At 55.7% G+C, this 19,548-nt stretch carries 18 protein-coding genes; 13 read left to right on the top strand and 5 right to left on the bottom strand.

The features are described from left to right. Positions 1-7: 7 nt before the first annotated feature. The 12 genes from ACZYTD_RS10935 to ACZYTD_RS10880 all read left to right on the top strand — a co-directional run bounded on the left by ACZYTD_RS10935 (position 8) and on the right by ACZYTD_RS10880 (position 14,525). A complete protein-coding gene (locus ACZYTD_RS10935) occupies positions 8-841 on the top strand; it encodes an ABC transporter permease (protein ID WP_463892001.1) in 834 nt (277 codons plus the stop codon). Next, positions 838-1,629 (top strand): ABC transporter ATP-binding protein, encoded by a 792-nt coding sequence (locus tag ACZYTD_RS10930; protein WP_463891999.1) that lies wholly within the window; start codon positions 838-840, stop codon positions 1,627-1,629. The genes ACZYTD_RS10935 and ACZYTD_RS10930 overlap by 4 nt, the downstream gene beginning before the upstream one ends. Next, the gene (locus ACZYTD_RS10925; protein ID WP_463891997.1) at positions 1,626-2,348 is read left to right on the top strand and encodes an urea amidolyase associated protein UAAP1; all 723 of its coding nucleotides are present in this window, start codon (positions 1,626-1,628) and stop codon (positions 2,346-2,348) included. The genes ACZYTD_RS10930 and ACZYTD_RS10925 overlap by 4 nt, the downstream gene beginning before the upstream one ends. 45 nt (positions 2,349-2,393) lie before the next feature. Further along, positions 2,394-3,080 carry an urea amidolyase associated protein UAAP2 gene (locus ACZYTD_RS10920; protein ID WP_463891995.1) on the top strand — a complete coding sequence of 229 codons (687 nt, stop codon included), beginning with the start codon at positions 2,394-2,396 and terminating at the stop codon, positions 3,078-3,080. Positions 3,081-3,230: 150 nt separating this feature from the next. After that, entirely contained in the window at positions 3,231-6,878 is a 3,648-nt protein-coding gene (uca, locus tag ACZYTD_RS10915; RefSeq protein ID WP_463891993.1) for an urea carboxylase, read from the top strand. A 533-nt stretch (positions 6,879-7,411) separates the two neighbouring features. Continuing rightward, positions 7,412-7,651 carry a type II toxin-antitoxin system TacA family antitoxin gene (locus ACZYTD_RS10910; protein ID WP_463891992.1) on the top strand — a complete coding sequence of 80 codons (240 nt, stop codon included), beginning with the start codon at positions 7,412-7,414 and terminating at the stop codon, positions 7,649-7,651. Further along, complete coding sequence (locus tag ACZYTD_RS10905; RefSeq protein ID WP_463891991.1) at positions 7,648-8,175, top strand: GNAT family N-acetyltransferase; 528 nt, start codon at positions 7,648-7,650, stop codon at positions 8,173-8,175. The genes ACZYTD_RS10910 and ACZYTD_RS10905 overlap by 4 nt, the downstream gene beginning before the upstream one ends. A 621-nt stretch (positions 8,176-8,796) precedes the next feature. Then, the gene (locus ACZYTD_RS10900; RefSeq protein WP_463891988.1) at positions 8,797-9,747 is read left to right on the top strand and encodes a DUF4062 domain-containing protein; all 951 of its coding nucleotides are present in this window, start codon (positions 8,797-8,799) and stop codon (positions 9,745-9,747) included. Between the two features lie 432 nt (positions 9,748-10,179). Continuing rightward, on the top strand, positions 10,180-11,712 hold the full coding sequence (locus ACZYTD_RS10895) for a GNAT family N-acetyltransferase (RefSeq protein ID WP_463891986.1): 1,533 nt from the start codon (positions 10,180-10,182) through the stop codon (positions 11,710-11,712). A 350-nt stretch (positions 11,713-12,062) separates the two neighbouring features. Then, entirely contained in the window at positions 12,063-12,242 is a 180-nt protein-coding gene (locus ACZYTD_RS10890) for a hypothetical protein (protein ID WP_463891984.1), read from the top strand. Further along, a complete protein-coding gene (locus ACZYTD_RS10885; RefSeq protein ID WP_463891982.1) occupies positions 12,242-12,640 on the top strand; it encodes a type II toxin-antitoxin system death-on-curing family toxin in 399 nt (132 codons plus the stop codon). The genes ACZYTD_RS10890 and ACZYTD_RS10885 overlap by 1 nt, the downstream gene beginning before the upstream one ends. A gap of 475 nt (positions 12,641-13,115) precedes the next feature. Continuing rightward, the gene (locus ACZYTD_RS10880; RefSeq protein WP_463891980.1) at positions 13,116-14,525 is read left to right on the top strand and encodes a HipA domain-containing protein; all 1,410 of its coding nucleotides are present in this window, start codon (positions 13,116-13,118) and stop codon (positions 14,523-14,525) included. A 560-nt stretch (positions 14,526-15,085) separates the two neighbouring features. Here ACZYTD_RS10880 and ACZYTD_RS10875 read toward each other — a convergent pair. Next, positions 15,086-15,898: a substrate-binding periplasmic protein gene (locus tag ACZYTD_RS10875; RefSeq protein ID WP_463891978.1), complete on the bottom strand. Its 813-nt coding sequence runs from the start codon at positions 15,896-15,898 to the stop codon at positions 15,086-15,088. 21 nt (positions 15,899-15,919) lie between these two features. Between ACZYTD_RS10875 and ACZYTD_RS10870 the strand changes: the two genes are divergently transcribed. Further along, positions 15,920-16,165, top strand: a complete 246-nt coding sequence (locus tag ACZYTD_RS10870) for a DUF535 family protein (RefSeq protein ID WP_463891976.1) — start codon at positions 15,920-15,922, stop codon at positions 16,163-16,165. A gap of 74 nt (positions 16,166-16,239) precedes the next feature. On the opposite strand, the gene ACZYTD_RS10865 is transcribed toward ACZYTD_RS10870, so the two are convergent. The 4 genes from ACZYTD_RS10865 to lptF all read right to left on the bottom strand — a co-directional run bounded on the left by ACZYTD_RS10865 (position 16,240) and on the right by lptF (position 19,498). Further along, positions 16,240-16,863, bottom strand: a complete 624-nt coding sequence (locus ACZYTD_RS10865) for a pentapeptide repeat-containing protein (protein ID WP_463891974.1) — start codon at positions 16,861-16,863, stop codon at positions 16,240-16,242. Positions 16,864-16,972: 109 nt separating this feature from the next. After that, the gene (locus ACZYTD_RS10860) at positions 16,973-17,161 is read right to left on the bottom strand and encodes a hypothetical protein (RefSeq protein WP_463891972.1); all 189 of its coding nucleotides are present in this window, start codon (positions 17,159-17,161) and stop codon (positions 16,973-16,975) included. 157 nt (positions 17,162-17,318) lie between these two features. Continuing rightward, complete coding sequence (gene lptG, locus ACZYTD_RS10855; RefSeq protein ID WP_463891970.1) at positions 17,319-18,389, bottom strand: LPS export ABC transporter permease LptG; 1,071 nt, start codon at positions 18,387-18,389, stop codon at positions 17,319-17,321. Further along, positions 18,389-19,498, bottom strand: a complete 1,110-nt coding sequence (gene lptF / locus ACZYTD_RS10850; protein ID WP_463891968.1) for an LPS export ABC transporter permease LptF — start codon at positions 19,496-19,498, stop codon at positions 18,389-18,391. The genes lptG and lptF overlap by 1 nt, the downstream gene beginning before the upstream one ends. Between the last annotated feature and the right edge of the window lie 50 nt (positions 19,499-19,548).

The following is a 19,548-nucleotide window of genomic DNA, read 5'->3' as shown; positions in this document are numbered from 1 at the left end:
AGTCACCATGACCCGACTCGTCAACCGCCAACCGGAACGCACAGTGCGCATACTGCTGGCCCTGCTGCCCTTCCTCCTGCTGGCCATCGCCTACCTGCTCTGCTCGGAGGCGCGTCTGGCGGCCAACCCGCAGGACAAGCTGCTGCCCGGCATCAAGGCGCTGGCGGAGGGGATCCATCGGGTCGCCTTCGAGCCTAGCCGTCGCAGCGGCGAGATCCTGCTGGTGAGCGACACCCTGGCCAGCCTCAAGCTGCTGCTGACCGGCGTCGGCCTCTCGGCGCTGATCGGTCTGGTGGTTGGGCTGGGCAATGGGGCCATTCCCCTGCTGCGGGCGCCGCTCTCGCCGCTGGTAACGGCCCTGTCGCTGATCCCGCCCATGGCGCTGCTGCCCATCCTCTTTATCGTCTTCGGCCTGGGGGATCTGGCCAAGATCATGCTGATCATCTTCGGCATCTGCCCGCTGCTGATCCGGGATCTGCAGCTCAAGACCCTGAGCCTGCCCGAGGAGTTGAAGGTCAAGGCCCTGACCCTGGGCGCCAACAGCTGGCAACTGCTGCTGCGGGTGCTGCTGCCCCAGGTGCTGCCACGTCTGATTGAGGCGGTGCGACTCACCCTGGGCAGTGCCTGGCTGTTTCTGATCGCCGCCGAGGCCATTGCCGCCACGGCGGGGCTGGGCTATCGCATCTTTCTGGTCCGTCGCTATCTGGATATGGCGGTGATCCTCCCCTACGTGGTCTGGATCACCCTGCTGGCCTTTGCCATGGATTATCTGCTGCGTCAGTTGGCCCGTCGGGCCTTCCCCTGGTACTACGGCCGGGGTGGAGAGGGATCTGCAACATGAGCCAACCCATTATTCAAGCCCGTAATCTCTGGAAGGAGTACGGCGAGCACTGCGTGCTGGAGCGCCTGAACATCAGCGTCAACGCCGGGGAGTTTGTCACCCTGGTGGGCGCCTCCGGCTGCGGCAAGAGCACCTTCTTGAAGCTGCTGCTGGGTACCGAAACCCCGAGCCGGGGCGAGCTGCTGCTCGATGGCAAGCCCCTGCCCGCCGAGCCGGATCCGGAGCGGGGTATCGTCTTTCAGCGCTACTCCGTCTTTCCCCATCTCACCGCCCTGCAGAACGTGATGCTGGCCGATGAGCTGGCCGCCAGCCCCTTGCTGGGACGGCTGTTTGGCCAGCGCAAGCAGGCCGCCCGGGAGAAGGCCGAAGCCATGCTGGAGCAGGTGGGGCTCACCCAGGCCCGGGATCGCTATCCGGCCGAGCTCTCCGGCGGCATGCAGCAGCGGCTGGCCATCGCCCAGGCGCTGATGAAAAAGCCGCGCCTGCTACTGCTGGACGAGCCCTTCGGCGCCCTGGATCCGGGGATCAGGGGCGACATGCACCAGCTGATCCAGCGTCTGTGGCAGGAGCAGGGGCTCACCATCTTCATGGTGACCCACGATCTCAAGGAGGGCTTTGCCCTGGGCAGCCGACTCTGGGTCTTCGACAAGCTGCGCCACGACCCGCAACAACCCCTGCGCTATGGCGCGCGCATCACCTATGACATTCCCCTGCTGCACGGCCAGCTGCCACGCGACTTCCACCTCGCTGGCGTGGCGGCCGCGGATCTCGCCAAGGAGAGACTATGAGTAACCTCATCTACCAAAGCCAACTGCCCGGTGGCAGCCACTGGTCACTGCGCATTCCCAAAGGCACCCTGCTGCGCCTGACCGATATCGAAGGCGGCGCCAACCTGGGCATGCTCTTTTATAACCCGCTGAATCTGCTGGAGCGCTACAACGCCCCGGATACCTTGAAGTGTCAGCACACCTTCAAGCTCACTGCCGGTCACTGCCTCTACTCGGACATGGGCCATATCTTCTGCTCCATCATCGAGGACAGCACAGGCTGGATCGATACGGTGGGCGGCAGTTGTGACAAGGCCAAAGTGAGTGCTCGCTGGGGGGAGCGGGATTATCAGCACGACCGCAACCTCTGGCTGCAGAACGGCCACGACAGTTTTCTGGTGGAAGTGGCCAAATATGGCCTGGGCGAGCGGGATCTGGCCGCCAACCTCAACCTCTTTAGCAAGCTGGCGGTGAGTGACGAGGGCACCCTGAGCTATGTAAGCGATCACTCACCGGCTGGCAGCACCATTACTCTGCGTTTCGAGATGGACACCCTAGTGGTGATGCACAGCTGCCCCCATCCGCTGAACCCCGCCAAGGAGTATCCGCGCAAGCCGGTGGCCTATGCCCTGCTGGAAGCGGACCCGGTGGCGGCGGACGATCTCTGCCTCAACTCCCGGCCGGAGAATGGACGCGGCTTTGCCAACAACGCCCGTTATCTCTGCTGCGCTCATCATTGAAGAAGCTGGCTCTGAATGAGCCATATGAAGTAAGGAGTCACTATCATGCTGACCACAAGTCCGTTGCTGCCTGAACAGGCCCTGCTGCGCCAGAAGGTCCCGGCCGGGGATTACTGGCTCTACCCTCTGTATCAGGGGCAGACCCTGCGCATTCTGGATCTGGAGGGTAATCAGGCCGCCGATACCCTCTTCTACCGGCTGGATGATACCGCCGAGCGTTACAGCGCCATGGATACCATACGCGAGCAGGGCAATATCTTCCTCTCCACCGGCACGCGCCTGCTCTCCAATCGCGGCAACCTGATGCTCACCATTACCGCCGACACCTGCGGCCGTCACGATACCCTGGGCGGCGCCTGCGCCACCGAGAGCAACCAGATCCGTTACGATCTGGAGAAGCAGACCATGCACGCCTGCCGCGACAGCTGGCTGCTGGCGGTGAGCGAGCACCCGGAATATGGCCTCACCAAGCGCGACATCACCCATAACATCAACTTCTTTATGAATGTGCCGGTCACCGCCGAGGGCGGCCTCAGCTTTGCCGATGGCATCAGTGCGCCGGGCAAGTATGTGGAGCTGCGCGCCGAGATGGATCTGCTGGTGCTGCTCTCCAACTGCCCCCAGCTCAACAACCCCTGCAACGGCTATAACCCGACGCCGGTGGAGATGATCATCTGGGAGAAGATCAGCGAAGAGAGCACAGCAGATCAGGGTACAACCCTGCTGATCTGAATACAAAACAGAATAAAATCAATATGTTATATATTATTGATTTTGTTCGTAATTTTATATCTATTTGATTTTATTGATATTTTAAAATCCCCAGGGACGACCCAGAGGGATCAGCATCGCAGGGCGGGACGACCCGCCACGGAGCCACTCATGTTTACCAAAGTCCTGATCGCCAACCGGGGCGCCATCGCTTGCCGCATCATTCACACCCTGCAGGCCATGGGGATCCACTCCGTCGCCATCTATGCCGAGGCCGATGCCGACAGCCTGCATGTGGCCCGCGCCGACGAGGCCTATCCGCTGGGCCCGGGCGCCGCCAAGGATACCTATCTGGATCAGCACAAGGTGATCGCCATAGCGCGGCAAGCTGGCGCCCAGGCCATCCACCCCGGCTACGGTTTCTTGAGCGAGAACCCCGACTTTGCCAGGCTCTGCGAGCAATCCGGCATCACCTTCTTAGGCCCCACCCCCGAGCAGATGACCGCCTTTGGCCTCAAGCACGAGGCGCGCGCCATCGCCCAAGCCGCCAACGTGCCCCTGCTGCCCGGCTCCGGTCTGCTGGCCGATGTGAACGAAGCCCTGGCCGAAGCCGAGCGCATCGGCTACCCGGTGATGCTCAAGAGCACAGCCGGTGGCGGCGGCATCGGCATGCAGCGCTGTTATACGGCAGATGAGCTGGTCAGCGCCTTTGCCTCGGTAAAGCGCCTGAGCGAAAACAACTTCAGCAACAGCGGCATCTTCCTGGAGAAATTTATCAGCGATGCCCGCCATATCGAGGTGCAGATCTTCGGTGACGGCCAGGGACAGGTGATCGCCATCGGCGAGCGCGACTGCTCGGCCCAGCGCCGCAACCAGAAGGTGATCGAGGAGTGCCCGGCCCCCCATCTAAGCGAGGCCGCACGAGACGAATTGCATCAGACCGCCATCCGTCTGGGCGAGCGCCTAAGCTATCGCAGCGCCGGGACGGTGGAGTATGTCTACGATGCCCAGAGCGAGCGCTTCTACTTTCTGGAGGTAAATACCCGGCTGCAGGTGGAGCACGGCGTCACCGAGCAGGTCTACGGCGTGGATCTGGTGCGCTGGATGATAGAGCTGGGCGCCGGCACCCTGCCCAGTTTGACCAGCCTCTCCGCCCCGCTGCAAGCCCGCGGCCACGCCATTCAGGTGCGCCTCTATGCCGAAGATCCTGCCCGCCAGTTCCAGCCCTGCGCCGGGCTCTTGAGCGAGGTGATCTTCCCCGCCACCGACCGTCAGCGACGACGCATCGATCACTGGATTGAGCGCGGCATCGAAGTGCCCGCCTTCTTTGATCCCATGCTGGCCAAGCTGATCTGCCACGGCAAGGATAGGGCCGATGCCCTGCAGGAGCTATCCAGCCTGCTGGCCGAGTGCCAACTCTACGGCATCGAGACCAACCAGCGCTGGCTGCAGGCCCTGCTGCAAAGCCCGGAGGTGCAAAGCGGTCGGGTGCTGACCCGCACTCTGGCCAGCTTCGTCTTCACGCCCCAGACCCTGGAGGTGGTCAGCGGTGGCACCCAGAGCACGCTGCAGGATTACCCCGGCCGCGTCGGCTACTGGCATATCGGCGTGCCCCCCTCAGGCCCCATGGATAACTGGTCGTTCCGTCTGGGCAACCGGCTGCTGGGCAACCCCGAAGGGGCTACCGGTCTGGAGATGACCTTAAGCGGCCCAACCCTGAAATTTCACTGCCCACGCCGTATCGTGCTGGCCGGGGCCGCCATGAGCGCGCGCCTGCTGGCCGCCGATGGCAGCAGCCAGAGCCTGCCTCATTGGCAGAGCGTGCTGGTGAGCGCCGGTAGCACACTGCAACTGGGCAAGATCGCCGAGGGCGGCGCCCGCTGTTATCTGCTGATTGAAGGCGGCTTTGCCGCACCCGACTATCTGGGCAGCCAGAGCACCTTTACCCTGGGCCAGTTTGGCGGCCATGCCGGACGCGCCCTGCAGGCCGGAGATGTGCTGCACCTGGGCCAGCCGCTGCCAGAACAACAAAAGCAACAAAAGGACAACCACCTTCCTGAATCGCTGGCCGAAAGCCTGCAACCGCAGATCGGCCGTCACTGGGATTTAAGAGTGATCTACGGCCCCCATGGCGCTCCCGATTTCTTCACCCAGCAGGATATCGACACCCTCTTTAGCCACGACTACGAGGTGCACTACAACTCCAGCCGTACCGGCGTGCGTCTGATCGGCCCCAAGCCCGAGTGGGCGCGCACCGATGGCGGCGAGGCGGGGCTGCACCCCTCCAACCTGCACGATAATGCCTATGCCATCGGCACTCTGGACTTTACCGGCGATATGCCAGTGCTGCTGGGGCCGGATGGCCCGAGTCTGGGCGGCTTTGTCTGCCCGGCTACCCTGATCAAGGCCGATCTCTGGAAGATGGGGCAGCTCAAAGCGGGCGACAAGGTGCGCTTTGTACCCGTCTCCATGGCCGATGCCGAACTGCTGGAGCGCCATCAGCTGGCGCAACTGGCCCAGCTCACCGCGCTGGCCGAGCCGCAGGTGGCCCGCGCGCCGCTCACCACACCCATTATCAAGACCCTGCCCAAAGAGCGCTTTGGCGAGGAGGTGGTCTACCGCCCCAGCGGCGATGATTATCTGCTGGTGGAGTATGGCCGCCAGGAGCTGGATATCCGCCTGCGCTTTCGCGCCCACGCCCTGATGCGCTGGCTGGAGCAGGCCAAGCTGCCGGGGATCTTCGAGTTGACCCCCGGCATCCGCTCCTTGCAGATCCACTACGACAACCTGCAACTGCCCACCGCCACCCTCCTGGCACATCTGGAGCAGGCCGAAGGGGAGCTGGCCGATATCGACCATATGGAGGTGCCCGCCCGCATCGTCCACCTGCCCCTCTCCTGGGATGACGAGGCCACCCGCCTGGCCATTCGCAAGTATGACGAGCTGGTGCGCAAGAACGCCCCCTGGTGCCCCTCCAATATCGAATTTATCCGCCGCATCAACGGCCTGGAGTCGGTGGAGCAGGTCAAGGAGATCCTCTTTAGCGCCAGCTATCTGGTGATGGGCTTGGGCGATGTCTATCTGGGCGCCCCGGTGGCCACCCCCATGGATCCGCGCCACCGTCTGGTGACCACCAAGTACAACCCGGCCCGCACCTGGACCCCGGAGAACGCCGTGGGCATAGGCGGCGCCTATCTGTGCGTCTATGGCATGGAGGGGCCCGGCGGCTACCAGTTTGTCGGCCGCACCCTGCAGATGTGGAACCGCTATCGCCAAACGTCCGAGTTTACCCAGCCCTGGCTGCTCCGCTTCTTCGATCAGATCCGCTTCTACGAGGTGAGCGCCGAGGAGCTGGTCAAGATCCGCCACGACTTCCCCCGTGGCCGCTATCCACTGAAAATCGAGGAGACCACCTTTTCGCTGGCCAGCTACAACGCCCTGCTGGAAGCCAACGCCGATGAGATCACCGCCGCCAAGGCGCGCCAGCAGAGCGCCTTCGATGCCGAACGCCAGCGCTGGTTGGCATCGGGCCAGGCCCACTTCGAGAGCGAAAAGGAGGGGCTGCACGAGCAGGCCGAGGAGCTGGTGTTAAGCGACAGCGAACGGGCGGTCGAAAGCCCGGTCTCCGGCAGCATCTGGCAGATCAGCATCAAACCCGGCGACAAGGTAAAAGCCGGTGACACCCTGCTCATCATCGAATCCATGAAGATGGAGATAGCGGTACAAGCCAGCGAATCCGGCACCGTCACCCGCCTGCTCCACACCCCCGGCAACGCCATCCGCGCCGGCGACCCCTTGCTGGTGCTGGAGGTGAAGTAGCGGGGTTAAACAAGATCAGCGAGTCCTGAGCCAGCGCCAGAACTAAATACCCGTTCCTAATTTATGCTACAGCAACGAGGTAACACACGCTGACACGCCGTGAACCCTTCCCTGGGGGCTCCACCGCGCCATCCCTGGCGCGGAGGGTCAGCTTAGTGCTACCCCGCCCCTATGTTGAGTGATCTATTTTTCGGCACAGCTAGTTAGGACTCGCCGAATAGTCAACCATCGTCATCCCCGTGAAAACGGGGATCCAGTACTTCCTGCCAGAAACCCGCCCTACCGGATAAGGCCATCTCTTCACTCCTCCCCAACCAGAGAAGGTCACCGCTCTTAACTCCTCCCCCTTTTTAAGGGGGAGATTGAGAGGGGGTTATGCTTTTTAGCTTTTGCAACCTCAGGAGTCACCTCTACGTACTACTTCAATAAGTACAAATTGCAATTAATTCCCTATGCTGTACTCTTTTAATACACACAAATGGGAGGGCTCTGCGATGCCTAGAACGCTAGTAGGAACCAGTGAGCGCGTATCCTTGCGGATCGCCTCCGATGAAAAATTATTGTTGATGCGGGCCGCCGCGTTACAGCACACCAATCTCACTGAATTCGTGATCCGCAATGTCGTCGCCGCGGCAGAGAAGATCATCGACGATCATGAACGGCTGGCACTGACAGAAAGAGATAGCCTTCGAATGTTGGAGTTGTTGGATAACCCGCCCGCCCCGAATGACAAGTTAATGGCGGCCGCCTTCGGCTTACCGAAACGCTCATGATGATCACCCCATGGCATGAAGAGCCCATCGACAAGGCGCATGATCGTTCAAGGTTCGACTGTGGCAATGAGGAGTTAAATCAATTTCTGCGTCTGCACGCCAGACAGAGCCACGAGAAGGGTGGGGCAAAAACCTATCTCGCCATTGCCGATGACGATAACCAGGCAGTGTTGGGTTATTACACCCTAAGTCCGGCCTCGATTACCTATGAACGGACTCCGGCAGTGATCAAACGAGGTCTGGCCCGTCATGATATCCCGGTATTCCGGCTAGGGCGTTTGGCCGTGGATGCCTCGGCACAAGGTCAGGGTTTAGGTGGCCAGTTATTGCTGGCGGCAGGCCGCCGCGCTCTGTTGGTGGCCATGCAAGCTGGCGGTGTTGCGCTGCTCATCGATGCAAAAAACGAACGGGCGGCAAGCTGGTATGCAAGCTATGGTGCCGTCCCCTTGCTGGATGCCCCCTTATCTTTGCTGTTGTCGTTTAACACCATCCATGCCGCGCTAACGGCAGCTGGAAAACTGTAAAGACGGTTTGGCGCTTTATTCCAGCCTGGATAAGGCGATCTCTTTACTTCAACCCAGAGAAGGCCACCGCTCTTCACTCCTCCCCAACCAGAGAAGGCCACCGCTCTTCACTCCTCCCCCTTTTCAAGGGGGAGATTAAGAGGGGGTCTGGCTTTTGGGTAAGGTGTTGCCATCCCCCTGCCCCGCCAATACGAATATAAAACACCAATAAAATCATATAGTTATATACCATTGATTTTATTGGTTATTTTATATCCATTTGATTTTATTCATATTTTTATCAAAGCTTACAGCAGCAAGCCGGTAAGCATCAGCGCCAGCCTATCTCCTCTTTTTGACGTTTTTTGTAATCCATAAACGAAACAGGGATTTTCAAGTGAAACCGCAGCGGGTAGCATAAAGAACAAGCAGTGCCAGTTGTCAGAGCCATCAGCATAACCCGCGTGAGCGCAATGACACGGCCCTGCGGTAGCCGTGGCAATGCGCACGCTCACGAGTCGTCATCCCCGTGAAGACGGGGAGCCAGGGCAACCATTACAGACTAAGCCGAGCAACTCAGCGAAATTATGTGAAGTTGTTCTACTTAAGAAATTGTTAGCGTTTCAAAAATGAGGAATTATTTTGGCAAAACCAAGAGTATTCGTTAGTTCCACATATTACGATCTGAGATATATACGCTCTGATCTCGAACGATTTATCAAAGATCATGGCTATGAACCTGTGTTGAATGAAAAAGGGCACATACCATATGGAAGCACGGATAAGCTTGAGGAGTACTGTTACAAGGAAATAGAACTTTGCGATATTCTTATTTCCGTTATTGGAGGCCGATTTGGGTCAGAATCGAAAGAAAATGACTATTCAATTTCCAACTTGGAATTAAAAGCCGCCATTAACAAAGGAAAACAAGTATATATTTTCATCGAAGGGCCTGTTGCTTCTGAATACCGCACATATGAAGCCAATAAGAACATTGCAGATATAAGCTATACGGCTGTCAATGATCGTCGAGTATACAAATTTCTCGAAGAGGTATTTTCATTACCTTTAAACAACCAAGTCAAAAATTTTGATTCAGTCCAAGAAATTATCTATTATTTAAAAGAGCAGTGGGCAGGGCTTTTTCAACGCCTTCTAAATGAAAGCTCAAGGCATAAGGAGGTCAATATTATCGAGGACCTTAAAAACACATCAAAAACCCTAAACAATCTCGTTGCGTATTTAATAGATGAAAAAACACGGGGTGATCAAGCAATTAAAGATATTTTACTAAGTAACCATCCTGCATTTGAAGATACAAGAAGAAAACTAAACATCCCTTACCGAATAATCTTCCAGAATAAAGAAGAATTAACAAAGTTATTAAAGGCACGTCAATTTGAAGAAGAAGATGACTTCTTTGATGACTGGACTAAAGAAGGGTTTACATCTTGGAAGAAAAAATCTAGCGAAACCTATATTCGCTTTAACAACGAAATATTTGAAAAAGATGGAAAATTAAAAGTATACTCCCCAAGTGAATGGAATACTGATTGGATAGAGTACCAAGACAATGAGGACTCTCCATTCTAAAAATGAACTGGCAAATAATTGTGTTTACTGGAAAAATGGACCCCCATCTCCAGAAGTGAAATAAATCTATGCTCGGTAACCAGGGTCACAGTCCGGGCGAGATCGCGAACGTTTTATGAACGAATAGTGGCTATTTTGCGTTCAATTGTTGATGCCTCATTGCACATAAACTTCGGTCTTTATTCTTTGAATGACTGGCCAATGGCAATTGTGGCTAAATATTGAACACTCATGCGCTCGCTCTGGGGTCACAGTACTTACATGATTCTTTTGCTGGCAAAACAGCGAGGTGAGTCAGGCATGAGCAGCAGCGCGGGTGACCAGCCCGATGACGAAACCGATAACCCCAAGGCCGTAGGAAAAATAAGATTTGCATTGCACTTAGGAGACAGGGAAAATATGCCTATCTAGCGAAAACTTAATAACATACGCATGAAAAATTACAAAATAAGCTGGTGTCGCGGTGATAACTTATCAGAAGAAATCCGTTCCGAATGCGCCGAACTTTTTAGTAACCACTATGGTTGCTGGGGCCCTGCCGCAGACCCCAGCCGCATTGGAAAGCGCGTAAAGCTATCCCCAAATCAACTAGCAGATTATCTAAATGCTCCCGAGTCGTGGGCAACCTTAGTATATACCAATGAAAAACTCATTGGTTACGCCTTCTATGTTCGTCTACATATCCCATATAAAGGATTTGTTACTTGGGTCTCTCAGTTTGTCGTACATTCCGATCATAGAGGACAAGGCTTAGGTACAAGACTGTTAAGAGCGACATGGAGTGTGTCTGATCAATATGCCTGGGGCTTGGTTACTGCTAACCCATATGCGGTACGAGCTCTTGAAAAAGCAACATTGCGGGATTGCAATCCAGATCGAATAAGAAAGAGCTGGCCTCAACTGTTTGAAGCTGCTAAGCCATATCTTAGTTATGTGGCGAAAGCGCAACTAAGCTCATCTACAACGGCATTGAATACGAATTTCCCTGTTGATCATTTAGATTCAACAACAGCATTGCGTACGTTAGAGAGTAAAAGGGGTTGGCTTCTTGGCAATTTGAATGAATCGGAAGAGTGGGTGGCTTTCACATTCTCAGATCAAGATTACAGCGAAAGTGCAAGCGATCTGGTGGATGCGTGGATTAAGGATTGTGACTTAACAGTAAGAGATGCATATAACGGGATGCTATTAGACGGCAATCATGCATGGATGAAGCACACATCTCATGAAATTGACGTTTTTATTGATAATGCTGAACCCTCTGAGGGTCAGTTAGTATTTGATTACGGCTGCGGAGTCGGTCGGCATTCAATAGAGCTCGCTAATCGTGGCTTTCGTGTGACAGGGGTCGACTTTGTTCAAAGCCTAATCGAAATAGCACAGAAAAATGCCAAAACGATTGAAGGAAATGGTAGTGCAAAATTTATTTGTGATGATATTCGTCATGTCAAACTTGAGCAAAAAGCAGACCACATTATTTGCCTCTATGATGTAATTGGATCTTTTGCTACGGATAGCGAAAATAAAAAGCTTCTTGAAAACATATTTCTAAATTTAAAACCAGGAGGCACTCTACTTGCCTCCGTAATGAATGGAGAACTAACAGCATCGCAAGCGATTCATCGCGCCAATAATGATTTGGCTAAGAAACTACTTCAACTGCCACCAAGTAATATCATGCAATCAACCGGAAATATTTTTGATCCTAATTACTATTTGTGGGATGAACAGAGCGGAGTTGCTTATCGAAAAGAGCAGTTTTCTGACGAAGCTATTGCACCTTGTGAGCTGATAGTCCGAGATCGCAGATATTCTAGTACATCACTTACTAATATTTTGCTCGAAGTCGGATTCGAAATATGCGACTTGAAGTTCGTTATGCTTGGTAACTGGAGAGATAATCTGGATGGAACTGATATCAAAGCAAAAGAAATTCTGTTTTTTTGTAAAAAACCAGAACGGTGAAACCTTAGTGTACAGGAAAAATGGACTCCCACTTTCAGGACCTAAGACTAAGCAGGCCCCCCCTCAGCCTCCCGCCTGCGCGGGAGTGACAACTCTAGCAAGCCTGTCCCGTTCGTGGTGAGCTTGTCGAACCAGGCGCAACTAAACTCCAATCCCCTGATTTTAAAGAATTTCCCCTCCCCTTCGACAAGCTCAGGGCGAACGGCAGATGCACGCGATAAAGGTTGGGCTTGGCCGGTTTAACCGGTATCTACACAGGGGGGGATAACTGAATTGGACATCTACCTGAATAGCGACTTACCATACAGAGGTAAAGTCTCACTGTGCGAGATCAAAGGGCAGCGAAGAGCATGAAAGAGAACAAGATCAGCAACAAATACGGGTTACCCCAAGTACAGAACCGGCCACCCATCAAGGCGGAAAAGCACTTGTGCCTGAACGGTGAAGAGGGTCGCCAGATCATCAAGTCTGAAACCAAGCTGACCCTGAAAACTCACGAAAAGACCTTTACTCGTTTGGCTGATATGTGATGGATATAATCCAGTTCCCTCCGGCACGGGTGCTGGAGATCAATCACTACATACTGGGTAACTCACCTGGACATCAAGGTCCGGCCAGCATCGAGTTATTGGAAGGAGCGCTCGGCCGCATCGACAACGCCATAGCCTACAATGGGCTGGATGATGTTTTTCTCATTTCTACAAAGTACGCCATGGCTATCGGCACTGCTCACGCTTTCTCTGACGCCAATAAGCGCACCGCGCTCGCCGTGTGCCTTGAGTACCTATCCCTTAATGACTACGAGATCGAGAAAGACAATGAAAAGCTGGCCGATGCCATGGTGGATCTGGTGCTAGGTGAACTGCCAGAAGAGCAGTTTGCCAACATCCTCTACGCGCTCTGGCTGGACGAGCAAACAGCCTCTTAAATCCATACCTATCAAAACCACCACAACAGCACAGCCACCTCGCCCCTCTGACCACCCCCCCCTCAGCCTCCCGCCTGCGCGGAAGAGACAACTCTAGCAAGCCTGTCCCGTTTATGATGAGCCAGTCTCCGTTCATGGTGAGCTTGTCGAACCAGGCGCAACTAAAATCCAATCTCCTGATTTTAAAGAAATTACTCTCCCCTTCGACAAGCTCCCTTTGACAAGCTCAGGGCGAACGGCAAAAGCCGCGCGGTGAATGTTGTGGCCTCGCAGGCTCAGCCACCAGCCACCAGCCACCAGCCACCAGCCACCACCTCCTAGCATACAACTTCCTACTTTTATTATTCACTTACAGCCATAAACCCCAACTGCAAATTGTAAAATATATTTATTTACAGTTAGATAATGGAAGATTTGCCGTGAGTTATTATTCAATATAATATTCAAATTAATATTCACTACCCCGGTGATTCCCATGGCCAGAGTCAGAACCCTCTTCGATGAGCAGATCCGTCAAGCCCTGTTGCTAGGGCCTGCCAATGGTGCCGAGTTGGCAAACCGGCTGCGGGGCGCGGCTCGTGCTGGAAATGGAAAAGAAGAGGGCAGTCTGGAGGTAAGCCAGCCTACCCTATCGCGCCGTCTGGGCGAGATGGCGGCGCGGGGAGAGGTGGTGCAACTGGGGGAGAAACGCGGACGCTGCAACTATCTGGCAAGAGCACTGAATGGCACCAGTTGCTGGCCGCTGTATCAGGTGTTTGCCGATGGCACCACGACGCACCTTGGCCAGCTCTACCGGGTTTATCCCGGCTTTGCCTGGCAGTTAGGCGCCAGCTGTGGTCACAGTGAAAACTTCCCCTGGTGGCTGATGGATCTGCTGCCACAAGGCTATCTGGGACGCGCCCTGGCCGAGCAGCAGGGCGTGGCCACGGACGGCTCCGGCATCTGGTCGGAAGATGCCACCCTGCGCCATCTGGAGCGCCTGGATCTGGCCGGTGACCTGCTGATCGGAGAGCGCAATTATCTCGCCTATATTAACCAGGGCCATACCAGTGCAGCGGCGATCCTGGCTGATCTGGCGCAGATTGCCAGAGAGCAAGAACTGCAGGCCATAGGCGGCTCCTCGGCTGGCGGTGAGCAACCCAAGTTTGTGCGCCAGATTGCCCCCTATGGCGAGTGCATCGTCAAATTCAGCAGCGACATCACCCAGAGCGCCAACGCCCGGCGCTGGGCCGACCTGCTGCTGGCCGAACAGTGTGCCCTGGCACTGCTGGCTGACCACGGCATCCCCACCCCAGCTAGCCAACTCATCGTCGATGAGCAGCGGGTCTATCTGCTCTCGCCACGTTTTGATCGCCTACCCCATGGCGGGCGGCGTGGCGTGATCTCCCTGCGCTCTCTTAATGCCGAGTTTCTGGGCAAAGCCGAAGCGACCCCCTGGCCTCTGCTGTGCCGCGAACTGGCCCGCCTGGGCATTATCCAGCCCGAGGCGCTGCCACTCATCGAGTTGATCTGGGCCTTTGGGGTGCTGATTGCCAATCAGGATATGCACCCGGGCAACCTCTCTTTTTTGCGCACCAGCCGTCTTGAGGCGAGCTTCCCGCCCGCCGCGCCCCTGCAACTGGCACCTGTCTATGACATGCTGCCCATGGCCTATGCCCCCGCCCGCACCGGCGATCGTCGCCAGGCCGACTCGCTGGCCGCCGTGGCGCTCACTCCGCAGATCGGCAAAACCATCTGGCTGGAAGCCTATCGACTGGCCCAAACCTTCTGGCAACAACTCAGTGAGGAGAGCCGTCTTAGCGACGAGTTTCGCGCCATCGCCACCGCCTCGCAGCAGGCCCTGGCACAACACACCCTACCCGCCCTGCATAGGATGGCGGAGTAGAAGGGGAAATTTAGACCCCTACAACACGAGCAAGGGTGTCTATCATCCCAATAGCCTGACCCGCCCCCCGGATCAAACAAAAAAGGGGAGGGAGATACAATCCCGCAGTTACCGACCAGATCAGAGAACTTAGCATTTATGGCAAGCCTGTCCCGTTCGTGGTAAGCCTGTCCCCGTTCGTGGTGAGCCTGTCCCGTTCGTGGTGAGCTTGTCCCCGTTCGTGGTGAGCCTGTCCCCGTTCGTGGTGAGCCTGTCCCGTTCGTGGTGAGCCTGTCGAACCATGGGCAAGTAAAATCTAATCCCCTGATTTTAAAGAAATTACCTTCCACTTCGGCAAGCAGGGCGGACGGCAACACCACGCGGTGAACCTTGGGATACGCGCCAAAGCTGCAGAACAAGAATAAAAACATCCAACAAAATCCATAGGTTACATCTCAATGAACTCATTGGTTGTTTTGTATCATTTTGATTATATTGGAATTTTAAAGAAAGATGGATATCACCAAACCACGAGGTGGCGGCAGAGTTAGCGGTTAGGTCATGACGTTGGTAATGGACAGTTATTGAATGTAACGATTAAACAGCTGGTCGTAGGTGCCATCCTGCTTCATAGCAACGATGGCCTTGTCATAGTCACTGATGAGTTTGGCAAAATCACGTTTCTTGGTGAACGCCAGGTAGCTGGGAATCGCCTCGATATCCGGAGATAGCTGTCTGATCTTGTCTACTACTCCCAACCTCTTGGCCGTGCTCAGCACCACATGGCGATAGGAGGGGATCATATCCACTCGCCCCGCTATCAACTTCCTGATATTCGATTCGGAGTCTTTTGTGGAATCTATCTTCTCGAAGATACCCTCTTTCAGGGCCGCATCCAGACGCGGACCATAGCTAGTCTGATTGACGACGCCTATGGATTGGCCGGTAAACTTGCTCAGCTCACCCTCGAACGTTAACGAAGAATCAGATCGAACAAAAAACGCCTGAACTTGAGTAATCAACACCTCATTGGTATAGGTCAGATACATTTGACGTTCGGGCGTGACAAATACCGAGAAGATCCCATCAACATCCCCCGTCTTCACCTCCTTTAGGCAACGCGCCCAAGGCATTAGCTTCACCTCCACAGAGTATCCGGCTCTCCTGAAGGCTTCGTTGATAACATCAATCAAGATGCCCGTTTGCTTTCCATTCTCGGCATAGGAGGTCGGAACACTCTCTGCAGCGGCCGCGAGAATAACGGTAGCGGCAACCACCGGCTGCATGCCAAAAACCACGCCCCACAGGATCAGAACGGACATCACGAGTGATAGCTTGCCACTCCTGGTGCGAATAGCACTCGCTGAACCTACGGACCGAGGCTGAGTTGACATAGCGTCCCCTTTGCCGCCCTCTTGGCTGGCATTCACTTATGTTTTCGTCTACACCACCTGACTTGTCAAGGCATCACGGATCCGGCTTATCAGGATGGTGAGCACACAGGCACAGCCCCCCCAATCTCCAAACATCTCTGGCGACTGGCGCCCTATCAACATAAACCGCTGGAAGAGATAGCAGCCAAGAACCGCGCCATGTACCGGCAACGTTATGCTTGGCTAGACGAGCTGGCTACTCAGACGAGAGAGCGATTGGCCGAATAAGGTCGGCAGAAACGAGATGATTGGTGCTTACGAAACGTAAAGCATGAGAAGTGGTTTGCTCTCCTACTCCTCTCCTACTCCACCAGCTCGATATCTAGGCTGTCCAGCAGACGGATGGCCTCGTAGCGGCTGAATTTAGCCTGACTCAGACGGTTATTGAATATATCGATATCGTAGTGGCTGGCATCGGTGAAATCAGCCTGGGTCAGGTTGGTTTTGCCGAACAGGCTGTGGGTCAGATCGGTATCAACGAAGCGGGCACGACAGAAACTCCCTTCGCGAAAATCCACATCATGAGCCTTGCACGCCTCAAGCACTATCTCATCCAGCTCCAGGCCGAAGAAGGAGGAGTCGTTGAGAATGCAGTGGCTAAAAGCCAAAGAGCTGCTGAACACCAGTCGCGGCCAAGCCGCTCGAGTCCAGTCTACTCCCACCAATTTACACTCATCAAAACTGACGCCGGTGAACCCGCTCTGAGCCACCTTCAACAGGCTTAGATTGCAACGGGTAAAGGTGCAGTCGATAAAACGACAGCGGCGAAACAGCGCCTCGGTAAAATTGCACTCCCGAAACTCACACTCCTCAAACTCGCACCCCTCTAGCTCTACTCCTGGATCGACAATATGGTTAAAGGTGCGGGAAAAATAGTGGCTGGCGGAGCGCAGAGGATCAGACATGGCGGCTTTCACGGCAGACATGGTGGCTCTCACAAAAAGTAAAAACGCATTGTGATACGCAACAGCACGATAGGGAAGTACAGACCCAGCGCGGGTGTGAAGGATTTTGCCGCCTACGCGATTGGCGCCCCTATTCAGGCCAGTGCCAACTTGGGGTCGTAAGCAAATCTTGCCCCGGGATCAGGGTCTGCCCCAACTCCTTCTCCAGATTGATGGCATTGCAAGAGACATCCTTGGCCAGGGTGGCGATCAGACGCGGCGCATGGGAGACCACCCAGATCTGCGTCTGTTTCGAGGCATGGAGCATGGTAAGTGTCATATGAATCACCATGGCATGACACGCTAAATCGCATAACGTTAAACCCAGACCCGGCCCATTCAACGCGCCAGCCTATTCAACGCACAGAGAGTAGGATACGCATGCCACCTGGGTTTGTGGCAGAGGAGCACAGCAAGCCATGCCCCGGCGCCAGGGACTAACCCCGACGTTTGAGCAGGTAAAGCGCCACGCCGAGAAACAGCAGGCTGGGAGCCGCCGCGCCTAAAACCGGAGGCACAGAGTAGACCAGGCTGATGGGGGCAAAAATCTGGTTGGCCACGTAGAAGCTGAAACCGAGGATCACCCCGGTGACAATACGCGCCCCCATGGGTACGGAGCGCAGGGGGCCAAAGACGGTACTGGCCGCCAGCAGCATCATGGCGATCACCGCCAGAGGTGAGAGCGCCTTACGCCATAACTCCAGCTCATAACGCTCCACCTTCTGACCACTCTGTTGCATGTAGCGGATGTACTCCAGCAGACCCGAGGCCGAGAGCTCATCGGGGGAGATGGCCACCACCTCTAGTTTGTCTGGGGAGAGACCCATGGACCAGATCTCCTCCTCATGGAATTCACTCTTCACCTGCTGCGCACTGTTGAAGAAGGTGCGCTGTACCTGGCTCATCTGCCACAGGCCGTGGAGATAGCGTGCCGATTGGACTCGGGCCGTCTCCAGCAGCTCGGGCCCAGTGCCGAAGCGGTAACGCGTCACCCCCTGCAGTGAGCCATCCCGCAGCACACGGCTGATATTGATGAAATCCTGCTGCTCGCGCACCCAGACCCCGGCCGAGGAGACCGTCATCTGGCCACCCGAGATGGCCATGCTCTTGAGATCATCAGCCCGACGCTCGGTGAGCGGCGCCAGATACTCGCCCACCAGCATGATGAGGAGCATGGTGGGCAGAACTGTCTTTAACACCGCCATGACAATGTTGAAGCGAGAACGTCCCGCGGACTGCAGCACCACCAGTTCGGAGTTGGAGGCCAGTTGCCCCAGGCCAATCACCCCACCCAACAGGGCACCGATGGGGAAGAAGAGCACCAACTCCTTGGGCATGGAGAAGAGCACATACCAGGCTGCGGCAATGGAATCATAGTTCCCATCCCCTACCTGCTTGAGCTGCTCCACATACTTGATTAGAGCCGAGAGCCCGACCAGCACTAGGGTACAGAGCAGCACGGCCATCAGCACACTGCGGCCCACATAACGATCAAGAATGCCAAACATCAGGCGCAGCTCCCCTTGATACGCAGGCGTAGACGATTGCGCCAGCGGGTATCGGTTAGATTAAGTGGCAAGGCAAACAACAACAGGTAGATGAGTGGCACCAGATAGAGCCCTGGGACGGCGGGCAGATCTCCCCGCTCCAGCGCCGACTTACCGGCTGAGAGCAGCAAGAAATAGCTCAGATAGAGCAAGATGGCCGGCAGCAACTTGGCATAGCGTCCCTGTCGTGGATTGACTACTGCCATGGGCACCACGATCAACGTCAGTATCGGAATGGAGAGCGGTAACGCCACCCGCCACTGCCACTCCGCCACGGCCTTAGGGTCATCGCTGGCCAGCAGGGCGGGCAGGTAGAGGGCCGTCACCTTACGCCGCTCGGCGGCCACCCCCTCCTTGTCCTGGATCCAGGTGCGGTACTCGGCAAACTCGGAGATCTTGAACTCTCCCTTGTTGCTGGGCCCCTCGTAGCGTTTGCCATCGTTCAGGGTCAACCACTGCAGACCGCTGCCATCGCTCTTGATGCTGCCGGAATCTGAGACCACCACGGAAGGTGCCTGAGCATCCGAGCCCTGCTGCAAGATATAGATGCGCGTCAGCTTCTTCTCGCTCTTGCCATCCAGCCTGTCTATGTAGGCCACGACCTTGCCATTATCCAGATTCATGAAGCGGCCACTGTCCAGGGCGAAGAAACCCGGATCCGCCTTCACCTTGTCCAGCACCCGGTACTGCTGCTCTTCGGCCCAAGGGGTCAGCCACATGGAGTTAAACAGCGCCACCACCATGGTTAGGCAGGCCAGCACCTGAGTCGCCATCATGGTACTGTTCGGCCCCAACCCCACGGCCCGCATCACCGTCATCTCACTCTCGGCATGCAGACGACCATGGGCGAAGAGCACGGCAATGAACAAGCTGATGGGCAACATCAGCATGGCCATGCTGGGAATGTTGAGGGCCAGCATCTCGCTCACCAATTGGGTGGGAATAGCCCCGCGCGCCGCGCGACTGAGAATGCGGATAAAGCTCTGGCTCAAAAAAATCAGCAACAAAATACCCAGCACGGCCAGCTGAGTCTTGACGGTTTCTTTAAAGATGTAACGGGACAGGATCACGCTAGCCTCGGGGAAAACTTGTAATTTTGAGCGAATCGCTAAAAAATAGG

It is taken from the genome of Pseudaeromonas sp. HNCC25DJ180 (genome assembly GCF_055413345.1).
This window is presented reverse-complemented; position numbering and strand designations above follow the sequence as displayed.

Excerpts from the sequence above, each read along its gene's own strand:
- ACZYTD_RS10935 (WP_463892001.1), top strand. The coding sequence starts at position 8 with ATGACCCGACTCGTCAACCGCCAACCGGAACGCACAGTGCGCATACTG.
- ACZYTD_RS10930 (WP_463891999.1), top strand. The coding sequence starts at position 838 with ATGAGCCAACCCATTATTCAAGCCCGTAATCTCTGGAAGGAGTACGGC.
- ACZYTD_RS10925 (WP_463891997.1), top strand. The coding sequence starts at position 1,626 with ATGAGTAACCTCATCTACCAAAGCCAACTGCCCGGTGGCAGCCACTGG.
- ACZYTD_RS10920 (WP_463891995.1), top strand. The coding sequence starts at position 2,394 with ATGCTGACCACAAGTCCGTTGCTGCCTGAACAGGCCCTGCTGCGCCAG.
- uca (WP_463891993.1), top strand. The coding sequence starts at position 3,231 with ATGTTTACCAAAGTCCTGATCGCCAACCGGGGCGCCATCGCTTGCCGC.
- ACZYTD_RS10905 (WP_463891991.1), top strand. The coding sequence starts at position 7,648 with ATGATGATCACCCCATGGCATGAAGAGCCCATCGACAAGGCGCATGAT.
- ACZYTD_RS10895 (WP_463891986.1), top strand. The coding sequence starts at position 10,180 with ATGAAAAATTACAAAATAAGCTGGTGTCGCGGTGATAACTTATCAGAA.
- ACZYTD_RS10890 (WP_463891984.1), top strand. The coding sequence starts at position 12,063 with ATGAAAGAGAACAAGATCAGCAACAAATACGGGTTACCCCAAGTACAG.
- ACZYTD_RS10885 (WP_463891982.1), top strand. The coding sequence starts at position 12,242 with ATGGATATAATCCAGTTCCCTCCGGCACGGGTGCTGGAGATCAATCAC.
- ACZYTD_RS10880 (WP_463891980.1), top strand. The coding sequence starts at position 13,116 with ATGGCCAGAGTCAGAACCCTCTTCGATGAGCAGATCCGTCAAGCCCTG.
- ACZYTD_RS10875 (WP_463891978.1), bottom strand. The coding sequence starts at position 15,898 with ATGTCAACTCAGCCTCGGTCCGTAGGTTCAGCGAGTGCTATTCGCACC.
- ACZYTD_RS10865 (WP_463891974.1), bottom strand. The coding sequence starts at position 16,863 with ATGTCTGCCGTGAAAGCCGCCATGTCTGATCCTCTGCGCTCCGCCAGC.
- ACZYTD_RS10860 (WP_463891972.1), bottom strand. The coding sequence starts at position 17,161 with ATGACACTTACCATGCTCCATGCCTCGAAACAGACGCAGATCTGGGTG.
- lptG (WP_463891970.1), bottom strand. The coding sequence starts at position 18,389 with ATGTTTGGCATTCTTGATCGTTATGTGGGCCGCAGTGTGCTGATGGCC.